The 16,709-nt window shown below is 67.5% G+C and carries 18 protein-coding genes; 9 read left to right on the top strand and 9 right to left on the bottom strand.

Translation table 11 applies throughout. The features are described 5' to 3' along the window. The first annotated feature begins 70 nt into the window (after positions 1 to 70). The 5 genes from ACWIGM_RS02945 to ACWIGM_RS02925 all read left to right on the top strand — a co-directional run bounded on the left by ACWIGM_RS02945 (position 71) and on the right by ACWIGM_RS02925 (position 4,231). Entirely contained in the window at positions 71 to 1,282 is a 1,212-nt protein-coding gene (locus ACWIGM_RS02945; RefSeq protein WP_454024426.1) for an MFS transporter, read from the top strand. A gap of 85 nt (positions 1,283 to 1,367) precedes the next feature. Next, on the top strand, positions 1,368 to 2,231 hold the full coding sequence (locus ACWIGM_RS02940; protein WP_454024425.1) for an AraC family ligand binding domain-containing protein: 864 nt from the start codon (positions 1,368 to 1,370) through the stop codon (positions 2,229 to 2,231). A gap of 10 nt (positions 2,232 to 2,241) precedes the next feature. Continuing rightward, positions 2,242 to 2,952: an AzlC family ABC transporter permease gene (locus tag ACWIGM_RS02935; RefSeq protein WP_454024424.1), complete on the top strand. Its 711-nt coding sequence runs from the start codon at positions 2,242 to 2,244 to the stop codon at positions 2,950 to 2,952. Next, the gene (locus ACWIGM_RS02930; RefSeq protein ID WP_454024423.1) at positions 2,949 to 3,248 is read left to right on the top strand and encodes an AzlD family protein; all 300 of its coding nucleotides are present in this window, start codon (positions 2,949 to 2,951) and stop codon (positions 3,246 to 3,248) included. Before ACWIGM_RS02935 ends, ACWIGM_RS02930 begins: the two co-directional genes overlap by 4 nt. 20 nt (positions 3,249 to 3,268) lie before the next feature. Further along, positions 3,269 to 4,231: a PLP-dependent cysteine synthase family protein gene (locus ACWIGM_RS02925; RefSeq protein ID WP_454024422.1), complete on the top strand. Its 963-nt coding sequence runs from the start codon at positions 3,269 to 3,271 to the stop codon at positions 4,229 to 4,231. A 175-nt stretch (positions 4,232 to 4,406) separates the two neighbouring features. Here ACWIGM_RS02925 and ACWIGM_RS02920 read toward each other — a convergent pair whose 3' ends face one another. Continuing rightward, positions 4,407 to 6,245: an aminopeptidase P family protein gene (locus tag ACWIGM_RS02920; RefSeq protein WP_454024421.1), complete on the bottom strand. Its 1,839-nt coding sequence runs from the start codon at positions 6,243 to 6,245 to the stop codon at positions 4,407 to 4,409. A gap of 299 nt (positions 6,246 to 6,544) precedes the next feature. On the opposite strand from ACWIGM_RS02920, the gene ACWIGM_RS02915 reads away from it, so the two are divergent. Beyond that, positions 6,545 to 6,790: a hypothetical protein gene (locus tag ACWIGM_RS02915; protein WP_454024420.1), complete on the top strand. Its 246-nt coding sequence runs from the start codon at positions 6,545 to 6,547 to the stop codon at positions 6,788 to 6,790. A gap of 59 nt (positions 6,791 to 6,849) precedes the next feature. After that, a complete protein-coding gene (locus ACWIGM_RS02910) occupies positions 6,850 to 6,978 on the top strand; it encodes a hypothetical protein (RefSeq protein ID WP_326875042.1) in 129 nt (42 codons plus the stop codon). 27 nt (positions 6,979 to 7,005) lie between these two features. On the opposite strand, the gene ACWIGM_RS02905 is transcribed toward ACWIGM_RS02910, so the two are convergent. Both ACWIGM_RS02905 and ACWIGM_RS02900 read right to left on the bottom strand, forming a co-directional pair. Next, a complete protein-coding gene (locus ACWIGM_RS02905) occupies positions 7,006 to 7,953 on the bottom strand; it encodes a 50S ribosomal protein L11 methyltransferase (protein WP_454024419.1) in 948 nt (315 codons plus the stop codon). Positions 7,954 to 8,099: 146 nt separating this feature from the next. Next, complete coding sequence (locus ACWIGM_RS02900) at positions 8,100 to 8,855, bottom strand: SDR family oxidoreductase (protein ID WP_454024418.1); 756 nt, start codon at positions 8,853 to 8,855, stop codon at positions 8,100 to 8,102. Between the two features lie 124 nt (positions 8,856 to 8,979). On the opposite strand from ACWIGM_RS02900, the gene ACWIGM_RS02895 reads away from it, so the two are divergent. Next, a complete protein-coding gene (locus ACWIGM_RS02895) occupies positions 8,980 to 9,375 on the top strand; it encodes a winged helix-turn-helix transcriptional regulator (protein WP_454025435.1) in 396 nt (131 codons plus the stop codon). Between the two features lie 18 nt (positions 9,376 to 9,393). Here ACWIGM_RS02895 and ACWIGM_RS02890 read toward each other — a convergent pair whose 3' ends face one another. From ACWIGM_RS02890 to ACWIGM_RS02865, 6 genes are all read right to left on the bottom strand, one after another. Further along, positions 9,394 to 10,161 carry an SDR family oxidoreductase gene (locus ACWIGM_RS02890; RefSeq protein WP_454024417.1) on the bottom strand — a complete coding sequence of 256 codons (768 nt, stop codon included), beginning with the start codon at positions 10,159 to 10,161 and terminating at the stop codon, positions 9,394 to 9,396. Positions 10,162 to 10,166: 5 nt separating this feature from the next. Beyond that, positions 10,167 to 10,589 (bottom strand): GNAT family N-acetyltransferase, encoded by a 423-nt coding sequence (locus ACWIGM_RS02885; RefSeq protein WP_454024416.1) that lies wholly within the window; start codon positions 10,587 to 10,589, stop codon positions 10,167 to 10,169. A gap of 120 nt (positions 10,590 to 10,709) precedes the next feature. After that, entirely contained in the window at positions 10,710 to 11,006 is a 297-nt protein-coding gene (locus ACWIGM_RS02880; protein ID WP_454024415.1) for a type II toxin-antitoxin system HicB family antitoxin, read from the bottom strand. A 1-nt stretch (position 11,007) separates the two neighbouring features. Then, a complete protein-coding gene (locus ACWIGM_RS02875; RefSeq protein ID WP_454024414.1) occupies positions 11,008 to 11,202 on the bottom strand; it encodes a type II toxin-antitoxin system HicA family toxin in 195 nt (64 codons plus the stop codon). A 123-nt stretch (positions 11,203 to 11,325) separates the two neighbouring features. Next, positions 11,326 to 13,707 (bottom strand): UvrD-helicase domain-containing protein, encoded by a 2,382-nt coding sequence (locus tag ACWIGM_RS02870; protein ID WP_454024413.1) that lies wholly within the window; start codon positions 13,705 to 13,707, stop codon positions 11,326 to 11,328. A 131-nt stretch (positions 13,708 to 13,838) separates the two neighbouring features. Further along, positions 13,839 to 14,765, bottom strand: a complete 927-nt coding sequence (locus tag ACWIGM_RS02865) for an alpha/beta hydrolase (protein WP_454024412.1) — start codon at positions 14,763 to 14,765, stop codon at positions 13,839 to 13,841. 148 nt (positions 14,766 to 14,913) lie between these two features. Here ACWIGM_RS02865 and ACWIGM_RS02860 point away from each other — a divergent pair, with 148 nt between their 5' ends. Continuing rightward, the gene (locus ACWIGM_RS02860) at positions 14,914 to 16,554 is read left to right on the top strand and encodes an acyl-CoA dehydrogenase family protein (protein ID WP_454024411.1); all 1,641 of its coding nucleotides are present in this window, start codon (positions 14,914 to 14,916) and stop codon (positions 16,552 to 16,554) included. The last annotated feature ends 155 nt before the right edge of the window (positions 16,555 to 16,709 follow it).

Below are 16,709 nucleotides of genomic sequence, written 5' to 3'. Positions count from 1 at the left end.
AGCATGGAAGCTCCAGGCGGTCACGCCTAACTCCGGTGTCCGAACTTCTCCGGTCTTTTTGGAGCATCCGATGTCGGATTCCTTGTCAGCCACAGCCGATGCCGAACTGGTCGGCATCGCGCCCGAAGAGCGCACGGCCGCCTGGCCGGCGGTCTTCGCCCTCTCCATGGGCGTGTTCGCCCTGGTCAGCGCCGAATTCCTGCCCGCCAGCGTCCTGACCTCGATCGCCGCCGATCTCTCGATCAGCGTCGGCGCCGCCGGGCAGACCGTCACCGTGACCTCGCTGGTCGGCGTCGCCGCCGCGATCTTCACGCCGATCGTCACCAGCCGCTTCGATCGGCGCCTCGTCCTCTGGTCGCTGCTATCGCTGCTCGCCCTGTCGAGCCTGGTAACGGCGCTGGCCAACGGCTTCGTCATGCTGCTGGCGGCGCGCTTCCTGCTCGGCCTTGCGCTGGGCGGCTTCTGGTCGATGGCGCCGGCGCTGACACTGCGGCTGGTGCCGGCGCAGTCCGTGCCGCGGGCGCTGGCGCTGATCTCGGCTGGCGTCTCCGCCGCCTTCATCGGCGGCGGGCCGCTCGGAGCCTATCTCGATTCCCTGATCGGCTGGCGCATGGTGTTCGGGCTTTCGGCAGGGCTCGCCGGCGTCGCCCTGCTGGCCCTGCTGGCGACGATGCCGTCTTTGCCGCCGCAGGCGGCTCCCAGGCTGGGCACACTGGGTGTGCTGTTGTCGCGTCCCAGCATTCGGCTGATGCTGATCTCGGTCCTCGTCATCATCTCCGGCCAGTTCACCGGCTTTACTTATATCCGGCCCTTCCTCGAGCATGCGCCGCAGCTCGGCGTCGCGGCGATCACCGTCGTGCTGCTCGGCTATGGCCTCGGCAATGTCGTCGGCAATTTCGCCGGCGGCGCGGTGGCGGGGCGCGGCGTCAAGCTGGCGATCGTCTCCTTCGCGCTGGCGATCGGTGTGCTGGCGCTGGTCATGCTGCAGTTCGGCGCCTCGCCGATCGTGGCGGGGATCACGGTCGCGCTCTGGGGCTTCGCCTTCGGCTTCGCGCCGGTCGGCTTCCAGACCTGGATGGTGCGCGTTGCGGCCGACCATGCGGAATCGGCGAGCGGGCTGGTGACGGCGGCCTTCCTGGTCGCGATCGCCAGCGGCGCGGTGCTAGGCGGCCTGCTGGTCAACCATGTCGGCGGCCTCGGCCCGATCGGCTACATGGCGGTGGCGACGCTCGCCGGCGCGCTCTTGGTGCTGGTCGCCGGCAAGGAGCCGCCGCGTCCCTGAGATCGACTAAATGGCGACGCTCGCGTGATCGTCGCCATCACTTTTCTTCAAGACATCAAGGCGCGGTTCCGCTCTATCTTGCGCCATGGATCTGATCAGCCAAGGCGAAGCATTGCTGGAGATGCCGCTCCGGGAGGGCGAGCACGCCCGCCTGTTCACGGCAGCGCGCTTCTCCGGGCTGGAATGCCTGTCGGCGCGGTTCTCGACCCATACCTATTCGCCGCACGCCCATGAGACCTATGCGGTCGGCACGATCCTGGCGGGCTGCGAGCTCTGGCATGCGCGCGGCCGCACGCTCTTCGCCCGCACGGGTGACCTCGTCTTCAACCACCCGCTCGACGTCCATGACGGCGCGCCGAGCGAGGGCGGCTATCGCTACCGGATGACCTATCCGACGATCGAGCTGATGCGCGAGGTCGCGATCTCGCTGACCGGCGACGAGACCATCGGCACCCCGTTCTTTCCCGAACCGACCGTGCAGGACCCCGAGGGCTCGGCCTTGTTTTCCGAGGCGCATCGCGCCCTGGAGGAGGGCGGCGACGGCCTCGCCGGCGAGGAGGGCCTGCTGCGCGCCTATGGCTGGTGCCTGTCGCGCCATGCCGATCTCTCGATCCGCGAGATCGGGCGCGAGCACGGGCCGATCGCGCAGGCCAGGGAATTGCTCGAGCAGCGCTATGACGAGGATTTGTCGCTGGCCGACCTCACCCAGCGCTCGGGCCTGTCCCGGCATCACCTGATCCGCGCCTTCCGGCGCGAGACCGGACTGACGCCGCATGCCTATCTCGTCGATGTCCGCGTCCGCCGCGCCCGCGAACGGCTGCGGCGCGGCGAATCCCCCGGCGCGGTCGCGGCCGCCACCGGGTTCTGCGACCAGGCGCATCTGACCCGCGCCTTCAAGGCGAGGCTCGGCGTGACGCCGGGCGTCTTCCGCGCCGCCCATCACGGCTGATGGACAAGATATGAGCTGGAAAGACGAAGCCCGGGCCGGGCTCAACGACATCTGGCCGGCGGCACTGGCGGCCGTGCCGATCGGCCTGCTCTTCGGCGCGCTCGCTGCGGGCAAGGGCCTCTCGCCGTTCGAGGTCTTCCTGATGAGCGTGCTCGTCTTCGCCGGCGGGGCGCAATTCGCCGCGGTCGAGCTCTGGACGCATCCGACGCCGATCTTCGCGCTGGTGTTCTCGACGGCGCTGATCAACGCCCGCCATATCCTGATGAGCGCCTCGATCGCGCCCAAGCTCAAGGGCTTCTCCAACGCACAGATCTTCGGCGGGCTCTACTATATGGCCGACGAGAACTGGGCGCTGGCCGAGAAGCGGGCGCGCAGCCATCCTGTCACCCCTGCCTACTGGTTCGCCATGATCGTGCCGTTCGTGCTCGGCTGGCTGACGACCTCGACCACCGGCGCGATCATCGGCGCGGCGCTCGGCGATCCCAAGCGCTATGGCGCCGATTTCGCCTTCACTGCGCTGTTCATCGCGCTGACCGCCGCCTTCTGGAAGGGCCGGGTCACCGCCTGGACGGTGGCGGCTGCCGGCATCGCCTCGGCGCTGGCCTACAAGCTCGCCGGGCCGCCCTGGCATGTGCTGGCGGGCGCGCTCTGCGGCCTTGCCGCCGCCTGGTTCGCCGCCGGCGATCTCGCCGAGAAGCCCATTGAAAGCCCGGCCGAATGAGCCTCGACCCGATCAATCTCGCTGCCTTCCTCGGCATGGCGCTGGTGACCTATCTCACCCGCATCGCCGGCCTTGCCCTCGTCGGCCGGCTCAATCTCTCGCCGCGGGCTCAGGCCGCCTTCGACGCGATCCCGCCGGCTGTGCTGATCGCGGTGATCGCGCCGAGCGCGCTGGCGACCGGCTGGCCGGAGACGGTGGCGGCGTTGATCTGTGGCCTCGCGGCGACGCGCCTGCCGCTGCTCGGCGTGGTTGCCGTCGGTGTTGCGACCGTGGTTGCCTTGCGCATGGTGGCCTGAAGCCGACCGGGAGGACACGCATGCGCCCCGTGATGGATTCCGTGGTCGATGCCATCGGCGATACGCCGCTGGTCCGGCTCGACCGGCTGACGCGGCATCTCGGCGTCAGCGGCACCATCCTCGCCAAGCTCGATTATCTCAATCCCGGTTTCTCGAAGAAGGATCGGGCGGCACTCGGCATCATCGAGGAGGCGGAAGCGTCAGGCACGCTGAAGCCCGGCCAGACCGTGGTCGAGCTCACCTCGGGCAATATGGGCACCGGGCTCGCCATCGTCTGCGGGATCAGGGGCTATCCCTTCATCGCGGTGATGTCGAAGGGCAATTCGGAGGAGCGCGCCCGGATGATGCGGGCGCTCGGGGCGGAGGTGGTGCTGGTCGACCAGCTACCCGGTTCGGTGCCGGGGCAAGTCTCGGGCGGCGACCTCGAACTCGTCGACCGTGAGGCGAAGCGGATCACCAGGGAACGCGGTGCCTTCCGAGCCGACCAGTTCCATCGCGACGGCAACTGGCTGGCGCATTACCGCACCACCGGGCCGGAACTCTGGGAGCAGAGCGGCGGGACGATCGACGCCTTTGTCGACTTCATCGGCTCGGGCGGTAGCTATGCGGGCGTGACCAGGGCGCTGAAAGAGCGCAGCCCTGCTGTGCGCTGCTATGTGGTCGAGCCGGCTGGGGCTGCGGCTGCGGCAGGCGAAGAGGTCACCAGACCCGATCATCCGATCCAGGGAGGCGGCTATGCGATGGCCGATCTCGCCTTCCTCGGGAATGTGCCGGTCGACGGCTATCTGCAGGTCACCGGCGAAGAAGCGCGTGAGACGACGCGGCTGCTGGCGCGGTTCGAAGGGATTTTCGGCGGGTTCTCGGCCGGAGCGAATGTCGCCGCGGCGGTTCAATTGCTGCGTGGAGGCGAGGCGGGGAAGACGATTGCGGTCATCGTCTGCGATTCCGGGCTGAAGTATCTGTCGACGGACCTGTGGGGGTGACGCGAGCCGCGACCTGCCCCTCTCCCCTTGCGGGAGAGGGTGGGGGTGAGGGGTCGGGAGACGCCGATCGTTAGCGGTTTGCCAACTTTCCGATACTTTCAAGACCTGTGAGACCCCTCATCCGGCGCTCCGCGCCACCTTCTCCCGCAAGGGGAGAAGGGAGGTCGCGCTTCCGTCACAACGGCAGGCACGCCTGCTCCAGCCAGGCCTTCGCCTCGCCTTCGACCAGTGGCGCGAGCTTGCTCCAGACCTCAGCGTGATAGGCGTTGATCCAGGAGAGTTCGCCTTCGTCCAGCAGCGAGAGGTCGATCAGCACCCGCTCATAGGGGCACCAGGTCACCGTCTCGAAGCCGTACATGGTGCGCTCGGCGCCGGGGATCTGGCGCTCCTCGACCACGATCAGGTTCTCGATGCGGATGCCGTAGGCGCCTTCCTTGTAGTAGCCGGGCTCGTTCGAGAGGATCATGCCGGGCTCGAGCGGGGTGGTGCCGAGCTTGGAGAGGCGCTGCGGCCCCTCATGCACCGAGAGATAGCTGCCGACGCCGTGGCCGGTGCCGTGGTCGAAATCGAGCCCGGCCTGCCAAAGCGGGGCGCGGGCGAAGGCATCGAGCTGGGCGCCCGAAGTGCCTTTCGGGAAAACGGCGCGCGAGATGGCGAGATGGCCCTTGAGCACGCGGGTGTAGCGGTCGCGCATCTCAGCCGTCGGCTCGCCGACCGCCATGGTGCGGGTGATGTCGGTGGTGCCGTCTTCGTACTGCCCGCCGGAATCGACCAGGAAGATGCCCGGCTCGATCCTGCGGTTGCTCGACTCGGTGACGCGGTAATGCGGCAGCGCCGCGTTCGGGCCGGCGCCGGCAATAGTGGTGAAGGAGACGTCGCGCAATTCGCCGGTCTTCAGCCGCTCGGCCTCCAGCGCCGCGACGGCGTCGATCTCGGTCAGGCCGCCCTTGGGCGCCTCGCGCGCCAGCCAGGACAGGAAACGGACGATGGCGGCGCCGTCACGCAGATGCGCCCGGCGGCTGCCGGCAAGCTCGGCCTCGTTCTTCCTCGCCTTCATCAGTGCAATCGGGTCGGTGCCGGCTTCAGGTGTGCCGCCGGCATCGCGGATCAGCGTGGCCAGCGCCGAGGCCGCGGTGCTGGAATCGAGGCGGACCTTGGCCTTGGCGGCGCCAAGCTCCTTGAGCTGCTGTTCCAGTGCCTGCGGCGCGGCGATCTCGCCGAGCGCGCCGATAGCGTCGCCAGCCTCGTTGGTGATCTTCTCCGGGGCGAGGAAGACGGTCGGGCGACCCTCGCGCGGCACGATGGCATAGCCGAGCGGCAGCGGCGTGTGCTCGACATCGCCGCCGCGGATGTTGAAGGTCCAGGCCAGCGCGTGCGGGTCGGAGAGGACGAGCGCGTCGACCTTGGCCTTGGCCAGCTCCTGCTGGATGCGGGCAAGCTTGTCTGCGCTGCTTTCGCCGGCATAGGCGGCGGGATGCGCCTTGACCGGGGCGGTCGGCGGCGCCGGGCGGTCGCTCCACAGCGCGTCGATCGGGTTCGGCGTCACCGGGACGAGCACACCGCCGGCAACCGAGACCGCCTTCTCGAGTTTGGCGACGCCGTCGACGGTGTGGAGCCAGGGGTCGTAGCCGAGCTTGCCGCCGGCCGACAGATTGGCCTCGACCCATTTGTCGAGCGGCGTCTCCTCCATTTTCGACGGCGTCACGACGCTGGTGTCGGTCTGCGCCGCTGACTGGATGGTGTAGCGGCCATCGACGATCAGCGCGGCCTTGTCGGCGAGCACGACGGCATTGCCGGCCGAGCCGGTGAAGCCGGTCAGCCAGGCGAGGCGCGCCATGTGGGCGGGGACATATTCACCCTGGTGCTCGTCGGCGCGTGGGACGATGAAGCCGTCGAGCCCCTGCTTCGCGAGAGCGGCGCGCAAGGCCGCGACGCGCGGCGCGACCTGCGAGGGATCGCTCGGCTCGGAGAAGGACTGGAAGCGGCAGGCGGTCTTGGCTGAGGAATCGGTCATGTCAGGCTCTGGCTGGGATTGCGGCCATGCTCGCCTCCGCTTGCCTGAAAGGCCAGTGCAAAACTGCCGTTTCGCCCCTGCTTTCGAAGCAGGCGCGCATTGGCTCGCATTTGAGCGGATTGCCTCTTGGTTATGCGGTGTGCGCAGTCGTTAACGGATTTCTGTTTTCGTTATGCGTTTTATGCATGTTGTGCATATGCGAACGTATCTTCTCGCAGGTGCGAAGACGGCCCACTTTAGTCGCATAAGAGAACGAGGAAGCGACCGGGACTGTCCTTCGTGATCTGAGGAGAGACCCTATGACCTATGTGCTGAATTCCAACGACGTCCTGCCGGCCGCGACCCGCGCCGAGGCGACCGAGACCAAGACCGCCGGCCAGGGCTTCTGGCAGCGCCTCTATGCCGCGCTGATCGAGAGCCGCCGCCGTTCGGCCATGCGCGAGCTGCGCGCCCACCACTATCTGGTGCGCGAGAGCGAGCTGGTGCTCGGTGGCTTCCCGCAGACGACGCTGAAACACGACGCCGAGCTGCCGTTCAACCGCTGAACTTCAAAGCGCCGCTGGCCGCGAACCGCGCCGCGCGCAACTGACAAGGAACCAAGACCATGATCGCCATCGTCAAGCATGCCTATGACTCGATCGTCGACGCCGCCAAGTTCGCTGCGGCCGTCTGGCACGATGCCCGCGCACTGCAGGCGGAAGCCGAAGGAAAGTACGGCCACCTGGGTTTCTGAGCGCTACGGCGTACGGAAACAGTAGGCCTAGTAGAGGCGGCGTGGCCTGGCGGCTGCGCCGCCTCTTTTCATGACCAGGGTCGCCCAGCCCTCGCGCGAGGAGCGCCGCGCCAGCGCCAGCCCCTGATGGCGATAGGCCGAGACCACGCCGGCGACATCCATTTCCAGCAGGCCCGACAGGATCACCGTGCCGTCGTCCGACAAAGCGCGCGCGATCGCGGGGCTAAGCTTGCGCAGCGGGCCGGCGAGAATGTTGGCGAAGATCAGGTCGAAATGGCGCGGCCGGTCCGCCTTGGCGTGGCGCAGGCCCGGCGCGACATAGAGGTCGAGCGCCTGCGGAGCGTGATTGATCCTGGCATTGTGGGCGGAGACCTCGATCGCGATCGCATCGATGTCGCCGGCGACGACCTTGCGCTTGACCTGCTTGGCGAGCGCCAGCGCCAGAATGCCCGTGCCGGTGCCGACATCGATGGCGTTGCGCGGCCGGCGCTTCTTCAACTCGGCGTCGAGCGCCAGCAGGCAGCCGGCTGTGGTGCCGTGATGGCCGGTGCCGAAGGCGAGCGCCGCCGCGATCTCGATGGCGACGTCATTGATCTTCACCGCGTCGCGGTCATGCGCGCCATGGACGAGGACTCTGCCTGCGCGTACCGGCTGCAGGCCTTCCAGGCTGGCCGCGACCCAATCCCTCTGATTGACCGTGGCGAAGGGCGTTGAATCGATGCTGTCGCCGACGATCGGGCGCAGCATGTCGCGCACGGCCTCTTCGTCCGGATGCGTCGCGAAATAGATCTCGACCTTCCAGGGCGCGTTCAGCGAGAGCGTGGTGACGCCGCTCTCGACCTCGAAGGCGGAGACGGCGGTCTCGGTCGGGTCGAAGACCTCGCCCAAAAGCTCGGTCAAGGCGCGCGCCTTGTCGCCGCTGGTTTCGAGTTCGAGGACGGTCGCGACCGTCGATGGCAGGAGGCCTTCGCGCATAGGCGGGGGCTTAGCAGGGGCCGGGCTGCTTGTCATTCGGTTGACGCGGCCATCATTGCGAGGAGCGCAGCGACGAAGCAATCCAGTGGCGACAGAGCTCTACGCCTCCTGGATTGCTTCGCTTACGCTCGCAATGACGGCAGTTGTCAGCCGTGCTGCGCGTTGAGCTGGGCGAAGATCGCGGCGACCTGGCCGTTCTCGGCGGCGAAGCGCAGCGGCTTGCAGCGTTCGACGATGATTTCGCCTGAGGCGGGCCGACTTTCGAGCAGCGACATCACCTCGGCAGTGAACTCGGCCAGCGGCATCGCCGCGGGGTCGACTGCCTGTTGCGGGCCGAGCAATTCTGTCTGGACATAGGGCGGGGCGATCTCGATCACCTCGACCGAGGTCGCCTTGAGCTGCTCGCGCAACGCCATCGACCAGGCATGGATCGCGGCCTTGGTCGCGCTGTAGCTCGGCGTCGTCGCCAGTGGCACGAAGGCGAGGCCGGAGGAGACGGTCAGGATCGCCGCGCGCTCCTGCTTCAGCAGATGCGGCAGCAACGCCGAGGTGAGCCGGATCGGGCCGAGCAGATTGGTCGCGATCGTGTCCTCGGCGGTATCAAGGAAATCGCCGGCGGTGACGGCCTCGCTGCGCATGATGCCGGCATTGTGGATGACGGCGTTCAGCGCCGGGAAGCTCTCGACCGCCTGCCTGGCGAAGGCGGCGACATCCTCCTTGTCCTGGATGTCGAGCAGGAGCGCCTCCATGCCCGGATTAGCTGAGGTCACCTCGTGAAGCAGCGCCTCGCGCCGGCCGGCGATGACGATCTGGTTGCCGGCCTTGTGCAGGGCCTCGGCCAGCGCCCGGCCGATGCCGGAGCCGCCGCCGGTGATGAGGATGGTGTTGCCGCTGATGTTCATCGCAAATCCCTTTCCTGGTTGCGAGACATCAGCTGGCGTCGTTACTCTCTTACGGTAAGAAGGCTCCCGAAAGTTCGATACGCACCAAAAGGAGAGTGTCGGCATGCATGCGATCCGCGAGGCGATGGCGGCGATGCACAAGCGCAGTGAGGAAATCCCGCCTGTCTCCAGGGCGGTGGAGTCGCTGGTGCGCCAGGTGATCGCGCAGGTCGCCGACAAATGGACGATGCTGGTGCTGGAGGCGCTGGAGGAGCACGGCACGCTGCGCTTCACCGAATGCGGGCGGATCGTCGGCGGCATCAGCCAGAAGATGCTGACCAAGACGCTGCGCGAGATGGAGCGCGACGGGCTGGTGGTCCGCACCGTCCACCCGGTGATCCCGCCGCATGTCGACTACACGCTGACCGAGCTCGGCCGCGAGCTCAGCGCCGCCTTCTGCGGCGTCTGGACTTGGGCCGAGACCTACTATGCCGAGGTCTCGGTGGCGCGGCGGGCCTTTAGGGAGCGGGAGGAGGGGTAAGGCGCCAAGGCGCTGCGCTCAGTCCCCCGCCGGGCGCGGAAACTGCCCGCCATCATCAGCGTCGAGCGTGATCGACAAGGTCACATGGCGCGGCCGGGTCAGGGCGAAGATAACGGCTTCGACGACGTCGCGATTGCTACCGCGGCTGCCCTTGGCGCGCTGGGGGCTCGCCTGCCATTCGGCATCGCTCGGCAGCATGTCGTCGAGATAGGGCGGGTGGATCGCGATCGAGCGGACCGGCGTGCCGGCGAGCATCTGGCGGAAGCCGTCGGCGAGCGCAGCCTGCCCATGCTTGGCGGCGTAGAAGGGAACCGAGACGCTCTGCAGGGCGGCATTGGGCAGGCCGCTGATCGAGCCGATGGTGACGATGTCCGGGCGGGCCGAGCGTCTCAGCGCCGGCAGCAGCGCCTGTGTGAGCAGGAAGGTGCCGGTAACTGCGGCGTTGACGACGCCGAGCACCTCCTCGGCGGAGTAAGGCTCCGATCGTGCTTCCAGCCACATCGCGCCATTGTTGATCAGGATGTCGACGCCACCGGCAGTGGCAGCGACGGCCCGGCCGGCCGCCTCGACGCTGGCGGCATCGGCGAGGTCGAGCGCAACGAGGGCAGGCTCGATCCCGGCCCGCTCGCGGATTATCGCTTGTGTCGCCGAGAGCCCGGCCGCGTTGCGGCCGCAGAGGATTGGGCGGCAGCCGGCTTCGGCGAGGGAGATCGCAAGCGCGGCGCCGAGCCCGCGCCCGGCTCCGGTGATCACCGCCACGCGGCCGGCAAGCGTCCCGGTCGACATCGCGCTTACAGATCCTTGGTCAGGTAGATGCGAGTGGCACCGGGCGGCTTGGGAGCGACCTCGCCGAGGACCTTCCAGCCGAGGCGCTTGTAGAAATCCGGTGCCTGGAAGCTGATGGTGAAGAGCACCGCCTTGCTGCAGCCGCGCCGTTTGCCCTCATGCTCAGCCATGGCGAGCATCTGGCTGCCGAGGCCGGAGCCGCGCAGGCTCTGCGGCAGATAGACATAGTCGATGAAGAGCACGCCGCGCGAGGTCCGGCCGGAGATACCGCCGGCCAGTGCGCCGGTTTCGGGGTCGCGGACCTTGACCTGGATCGGCTTCAGATCGGTCGCGCCGCCCTGTTCCTCGTTGTAGCTCATCAGGCCCGCCTGCAGCACCGACAGGAAAGCCTCGTCGGTGCTGTCGGTGACGATGATGTCGGGATGCATGGGGTCGGCCTCGGAGAATCGCGAGACTGGAGCCTAGCCTGCTTTCTGAACGAACGACTCCAGCGCGGTTGTCCTACCGGCCTTGTCGAAATCGACGGTCGGCTCGTTGCGGTCGACGATCTATTCGGCAGCCGGCTGGAAGGCCAGGCGCGGGGCTGGAATGAGCGCGATCGCGTGGGTTGCCATATCGGCAGCGGCATCAGGATCGGCCTTCAGCTCGCTCGGCGTGCGGGCGCGCGGGATCGCCTTGCCGTCCTCGACCATCGACTCGATCCAGAGCGCCAGGGCTGCAGGTGCATTCGCCATAGCTTCGTCCAGCGTGTCGCCGGCCGAGAAGCAGCCGGGCAGGTCCGGGAACCAGACGCCGACGGCATGGTCGGGACCGGCGTCCTCGATGATGGCGACGTAATGGGTCATCTCAATCGCGCAGCCAGCCTGCCTGCTTGTAGATCTTCAGCACAAGACCCGGTCCGAAGCTCTTCTTCGGATGCGGCACGACGATAATGTCACGGACGCCGAGCTTTTTGAAGACATGGTGCGAGCCGGCAACGCGCACGCATTCCCAGCCCTCGCGTTCGAGGCGGCGAATGATGTCGCTGCTGTTGTTGAGCATCGGAACCTGCCGATTCGCTTTTGGCCCGATACATATATCGTCAGCTGGACTCGCCTTTCAGACGAATTCCGCTTTTGTACTGTGGATAAGCCAACTGTGCCCGTTGTCCACAGAGGGGTGATCTCACCCCGCTTTCTGAACGAACGAGTCCAGCACCATCTTCCGGCCGGCCTTGTCGAAATCCACCGTCAGCTTGTTGCCGTCGACGCTGGCGACCGAGCCGGGGCCGAACTTGACGTGGAAGACGCGGGCGCCGGGATCGAAGGCGGAGGAGCCGGTCGACTTTGCCGTCAATTCGCCCTCGATCATCATCAGGCCGCGCTGGCGGCCGGCGAAGCCTGTCCCTTGACCAAAGCCGCGCTGGCCGGCGTCGGAGAAGCCCGAGCCGCCGCCTGAATTGAACTTGGCCTTGTTCTCCTGCGCGCGCTGCCAGCCCGGCGTCTGGTAGGAGGAGCCGAAGCTTTCCATGCGCTCGAAGCGCGAGGCGCCGTAGCCGCCCTGGCTGTAGGCCGTAGGCGCCTGGACGACCTCGACATGGTCCTCCGGCAATTCGTCGATGAAGCGCGAGGGCAGGCTCGACTGCCAGAGGCCATGGATGCGGCGGTTCGAGGCGAAATAGAGTTTCAGCCGCTTGCGGGCGCGGGTCAGGCCGACATGGGCGAGGCGGCGCTCCTCCTCGAGGCCGGCGCGGCCGTTCTCGTCGAGGGCGCGCTGGCTCGGGAACAGCCCTTCCTCCCAGCCGGGAAGGAAGACGGTGTCGAACTCCAGCCCCTTGGCGGCGTGCAGCGTCATGATCGAGACGCGGGCGCCGCCATCGCCGCTATCGGCGTCCATCACCAGCGAGACGTGCTCGAGGAAGGCCGGCAGATCGGGAAACTCGTCGAGCGAGCGGACCAGCTCTTTCAGGTTCTCCAGCCGGCCGGCGGCGTCGGCCGAACGGTCCTTCTGCCACATCTCGGTGTAGCCGCTCTCCTCCAGTACCAGTTCGGCGAGCTCGCCCTGCTGCATGCTCTCGGCGCGTCCCGACCAGCGGGCGAAGGCCTCGACCAGTTCGCGCAAGGCGGTGCGGGCCTTGGGCTTCAACTCGTCGCTCTCGACCACGACGCGTGCCGCCTGCAAGAGCGAAATCTGCGCGGCCCGGGCGTAATTGTGCAGGATCTGGATGGTGGCGTCGCCGAGGCCGCGCTTGGGCACATTGACGATGCGCTCGAAGGCGAGGTCATCGGTGGCTGAGACCACGCAGCGCAGATAGGCCATGGCGTCGCGGATCTCGGCACGCTCGTAGAAGCGCGGGCCGCCGATGACGCGATAGGGCACGCCGACATGGACGAAGCGCTCCTCGATCTCGCGCATCTGCGCGGAGATGCGGACGAGGATCGCGACCTCGGCGAGGTTCTCACCCTTGGACTGCATCGCCTCGACCTCGTCCGAGATCAGGCGGGCCTCCTCCTGGCTGTCCCAGGCGCCGGTGATGGTGACCTTTTCGCCGGCCTCGTCCTCGGTGCGCAAGGTCTTGCCGAGACGACCTTCGTTGCGAGCGATCAGCTTGGCGGCGGTAGCGAGGATATGGCCGGTCGAGCGGTAATTGCGCTCGAGCCGGACCACGGTCGCGCCGGGAAAATCGTGCTCGAAGCGCAGGATGTTGTCGACCTCGGCGCCGCGCCAGCCATAGATCGACTGGTCGTCGTCGCCGACGCAGGCGATGTTGCGGCGGCCCTGCGCCAGCAGCCGCAGCCAGAGATACTGGGCGACGTTGGTGTCCTGGTACTCGTCGACGAGGATGTAGCGGAAGCGCTCGTGATAGCTCGCCAGCACATCCGGATGCTCGCGGAACAGCGTCAGGCAGTGCAGCAGGAGATCGCCGAAATCGACGGCGTTCAGCGTCTTCAGCCGGTCCTGATAGGCGGCATAGAGCTTGCCGCCCTTGCCGCTGGCGAAGACGCCGGATTCGCCCGGCGGCACGTCCTTGGGCGCGAGGCCGCGGTTCTTCCAGCTGTCGATGAAGCCGGCCAGCATCCGGCCGGGCCAGCGCTTCTCGTCGATGCCTTCCGCCTGGATCACCTGCTTCATCAGGCGGATCTGGTCGTCGGTGTCGAGGATGGTGAAATCGGAGCGCAAATCGAGCAGCTCGGCATGGCGGCGCAGCAGCTTGGCCGAGATCGAGTGGAAGGTGCCGAGCCAGGGCATGCCCTCGGCGACCGGGCCGACGAGATGGGCGACGCGCTCCTTCATCTCGCGCGCCGCCTTGTTGGTAAATGTCACCGAGAGGATCTGCGAGGGAAAGGCGCGGCCCGTCGCGATCAGATGGGCGATGCGGGTGGTGAGCACGCGGGTCTTGCCGGTGCCGGCGCCCGCGAGCACCAGCACCGGCCCGTCGGTCGCCTCGACCGCCAGGCGCTGCTCCGGATTGAGCCCTTGCAGATAGCCGGCCGCCGGCTGCGCGGCGGCGCGCGATGCGAGGCCGCCGGGGCGGGGCAGGGGGGCGGAGGTGGTGTGGTCTGACACTGGCTTGGCTTTAGCCCGGCTGGCGTGATCGTGATTCGTTCACGGTCAATATAGGGGCAGGCGGCGTGGATTGCTCGCCATCGCGGGCGGTTTTCCGCGACGGCATCCGGGCCAGCATAAACCCGCCCGCGTCAGCGGGCTGGCAGGAGATATCGCAGGCCTTGCGTGAAGCCGCGCGGGGCGACCGTCAGATGATCCTCGTCGTTGAGAACGACCGACTTGAGGCTCAGGTTGGGATACTTTCGGTCCTTCAGCGCCTTCTCCAGCACTTGGTTGTCAGCGACCATGTCGACGTTCTGGCTGTAGCGCCGATCACCTTTGCGCAGCGCCTCGTACTCGCCGACATAGAGGAAGACCTTGGCCGGTAGATCACGGCTCCTGGCGGCATAGCTTGCCTCCAGGCCGAGGGTGTGGCGCTTGTCGTACCAGAGCGAGGGACTGCCGAGGACGTAGCCGCTGAACAGGCCTGGCTCGGTGAAGAGGATCTGCGCTCCGAGTAATGATCCGTAAGAGTGCCCGAGAAAGAGCGCTCTTGCCGGATCGGTGCGATAGCGAGCGGCGATGAACGGCTTCACCTGATCGCGCAGATAGGTCTGGTAGGCTCGCCCTTGGCCATGGATCGCGCCTGCTGGCGCAGTGCTCGGCCCATTCGCCGTCGGGGTGTAATCGCGCCGGCGGCTTACTGCACCATCCTCACCCTTGGCGTAGGACAGGCCGACCAGGATGAACTCCTCGATCCTGGCTCCCTCGAGGTTCAGGCGGCGGCTGATCTGACGAATGATCGGGAAAGCGTAGTCGGCATCGGTGACGTAGAGCACGGGATAGCGCCGCTGCGGCTCCTTCCCGTAGGACGGAGGCAGGGCGACGAAGACCTGGTAGCCGCGTCGCGAGACCGGATCGGGCACGTCCCAGACCTCGCTGTCGGCAATTTCATAGGGCCGGCCTTCGTCGGACTGTATCTTCATCGCCGATTGGGGCTGGGCGCTTGCCGGAATGACGCCGAGGCTCAAGCCGGCGGCAGCAGTGATGACCAGGGTACTCAGGGCGCGTCGCAGCACGTGAAGGCTCTCCATGGGCTCGCGCCGATGGCGGCGCGCCGGGCGAAGTGCCGGGTGAACTCAGGCGGTAATCGGGCAGGTTCGCAATTTGGAGGCGCCGGCATAGTCTGGTGGTTAATCGCGGGGGCGCGGATCGGAAGGGAAGCTCATGGCCCAGGCATCGCACGCCCACCAGGTCACCAATCAGGTGCCGCCGCTGGCCGATTACGACGCCTATGCCGCCGACCCCGTGCTGAAGGCGGCGATCGCGGCCTTCGATGCCGGCTGGGCCGATGAGCGGCTGCACGAGGCGGGGCGAACGGTCGGCGCCGCCGAGACGATCGAGATGGCGCGGCTCGCCAACCGGCACGGACCGGAGCTGCGCAGCCATGACCGCTTCGGCAACCGGATCGACCAGATCGAGTTCCATCCGGCCTGGCACGCGCTGATGGCCCGCGCCATCGGCCAGGAGACGCATGCGCTCGCCTGGAACAGGCCGGGGCCGGGAGCGCAGGTGGCGCGGGCCGCCCTGCAATATCTCTGGTATGGCTGCGAGAGCGGGATCTGCTGCCCGATCTCGATGACCTATTCGGCGATTCCGGTGCTGAAGCAGGACCGGGCGCTCTGGGCGCAATGGGGCGCGCTGATCTCCTCGAAGAGCTACGACAAGACGCAAGGTCCGGCCGCAGGCAAGACGGGGGCGACCGTCGGCATGGCGATGACCGAGACGCAAGGCGGCTCGGACCTGCGCCAGACCCAGACCATCGCCTATGACAACCGCGACGGCACCTATTCGCTGCACGGCAGCAAATGGTTCTTCTCGGTGCCGCATTCCGACGTCTTCCTGACGCTGGCGCGCAATGAGGAGGGCATCTCCTGCTTCGTCGTGCCGGGCTGGCGGCAGGATGGCGAGCGCAACGGCATCGCGATCCAGCGCCTCAAGGACAAATGTGGCAACCGCTCGAACGCCTCCTCCGAGGTCGAGTTCCGCGGCGCCATCGGCCATATGCTCGGCGATCCCGGCCGGGGCCTGCGCACCGGCCTGTCGATGAACCACAATACCCGGCTCGACATCGCCGCCGCCTCCGCCGGTCTGATGCGGCAGGCGGTGATGCTCGCCGGCCATCACGCCCAGCATCGCACCGCCTTCCAGCGCCTGCTGATCGACCAGCCGATCATGCAGAATGTCCTCGCCGATCTCGCGATCGAGGCGGAAGCCGCGGCCTGGCTCGCCTTCCGGCTCTTCGCTGCGGTCGACCGGCAGGAGCAGTCGGAAAGCGAGAAGCTGCTGGCCCGGATCGGCGCGCCATTGGCGAAGTACTGGGTGGCGAAGCGTACGCCGGCCGTCGTCGTCGAGGCGCTCGAATGCCATGGCGGCAACGGCTTCATCGAGGAGAACCCGATGGCGCGGCACTATCGCGAGGCGCCGCTGAACTCGGTCTGGGAAGGCTCGGGCAATGTGATCTGCCTCGACGTTCTCCGCTCGCTTGAGCGCGAGCCGGGCTCGCTGCAGGCGCTGCGTGCCGAGTTCCATGCGGTTTCAGGGCAGGACAGGCGCTATGACGCGGCCTTGCAGGCGCTGGACACCGACCTGCACGAGCTCATCCGCCATGAAGGCCAGGCGCGGCTGCTGACCGAGCGGCTGGCGCTAATGCTGCAGGGCGCGCTGCTGATCCGCCATGCACCGCATGCGGTGGCGGACGCCTTCGTCGCGACGCGGCTCGGCGGGCACTGGTCCGGCCATTTCGGCGATCTACCGCTGGCGGTCGATGCGGCGACGCTGGCGCGAAGGGCGGTGCCGGAGATTTGAGGCTCGGATAGCGCGGGGAACCCTTCTCCCGAGTGGGAGAAGGGCAGGGATGTGGGCCTGCCCTATCCACAGAAGGCGCTGCGGCGGCCGCCTTGCTCCAACAATCAGCGGCGGGCCCTCACCCCTACCCCTCTCCCATCCGGGAGAGGGGATCC

The organism is Allobosea sp. NPDC055332 (genome assembly GCF_053645455.1).
The sequence above is the reverse complement of the archived record's forward strand: the minus strand, read 5'-3'. Positions and strand labels throughout refer to the sequence as shown.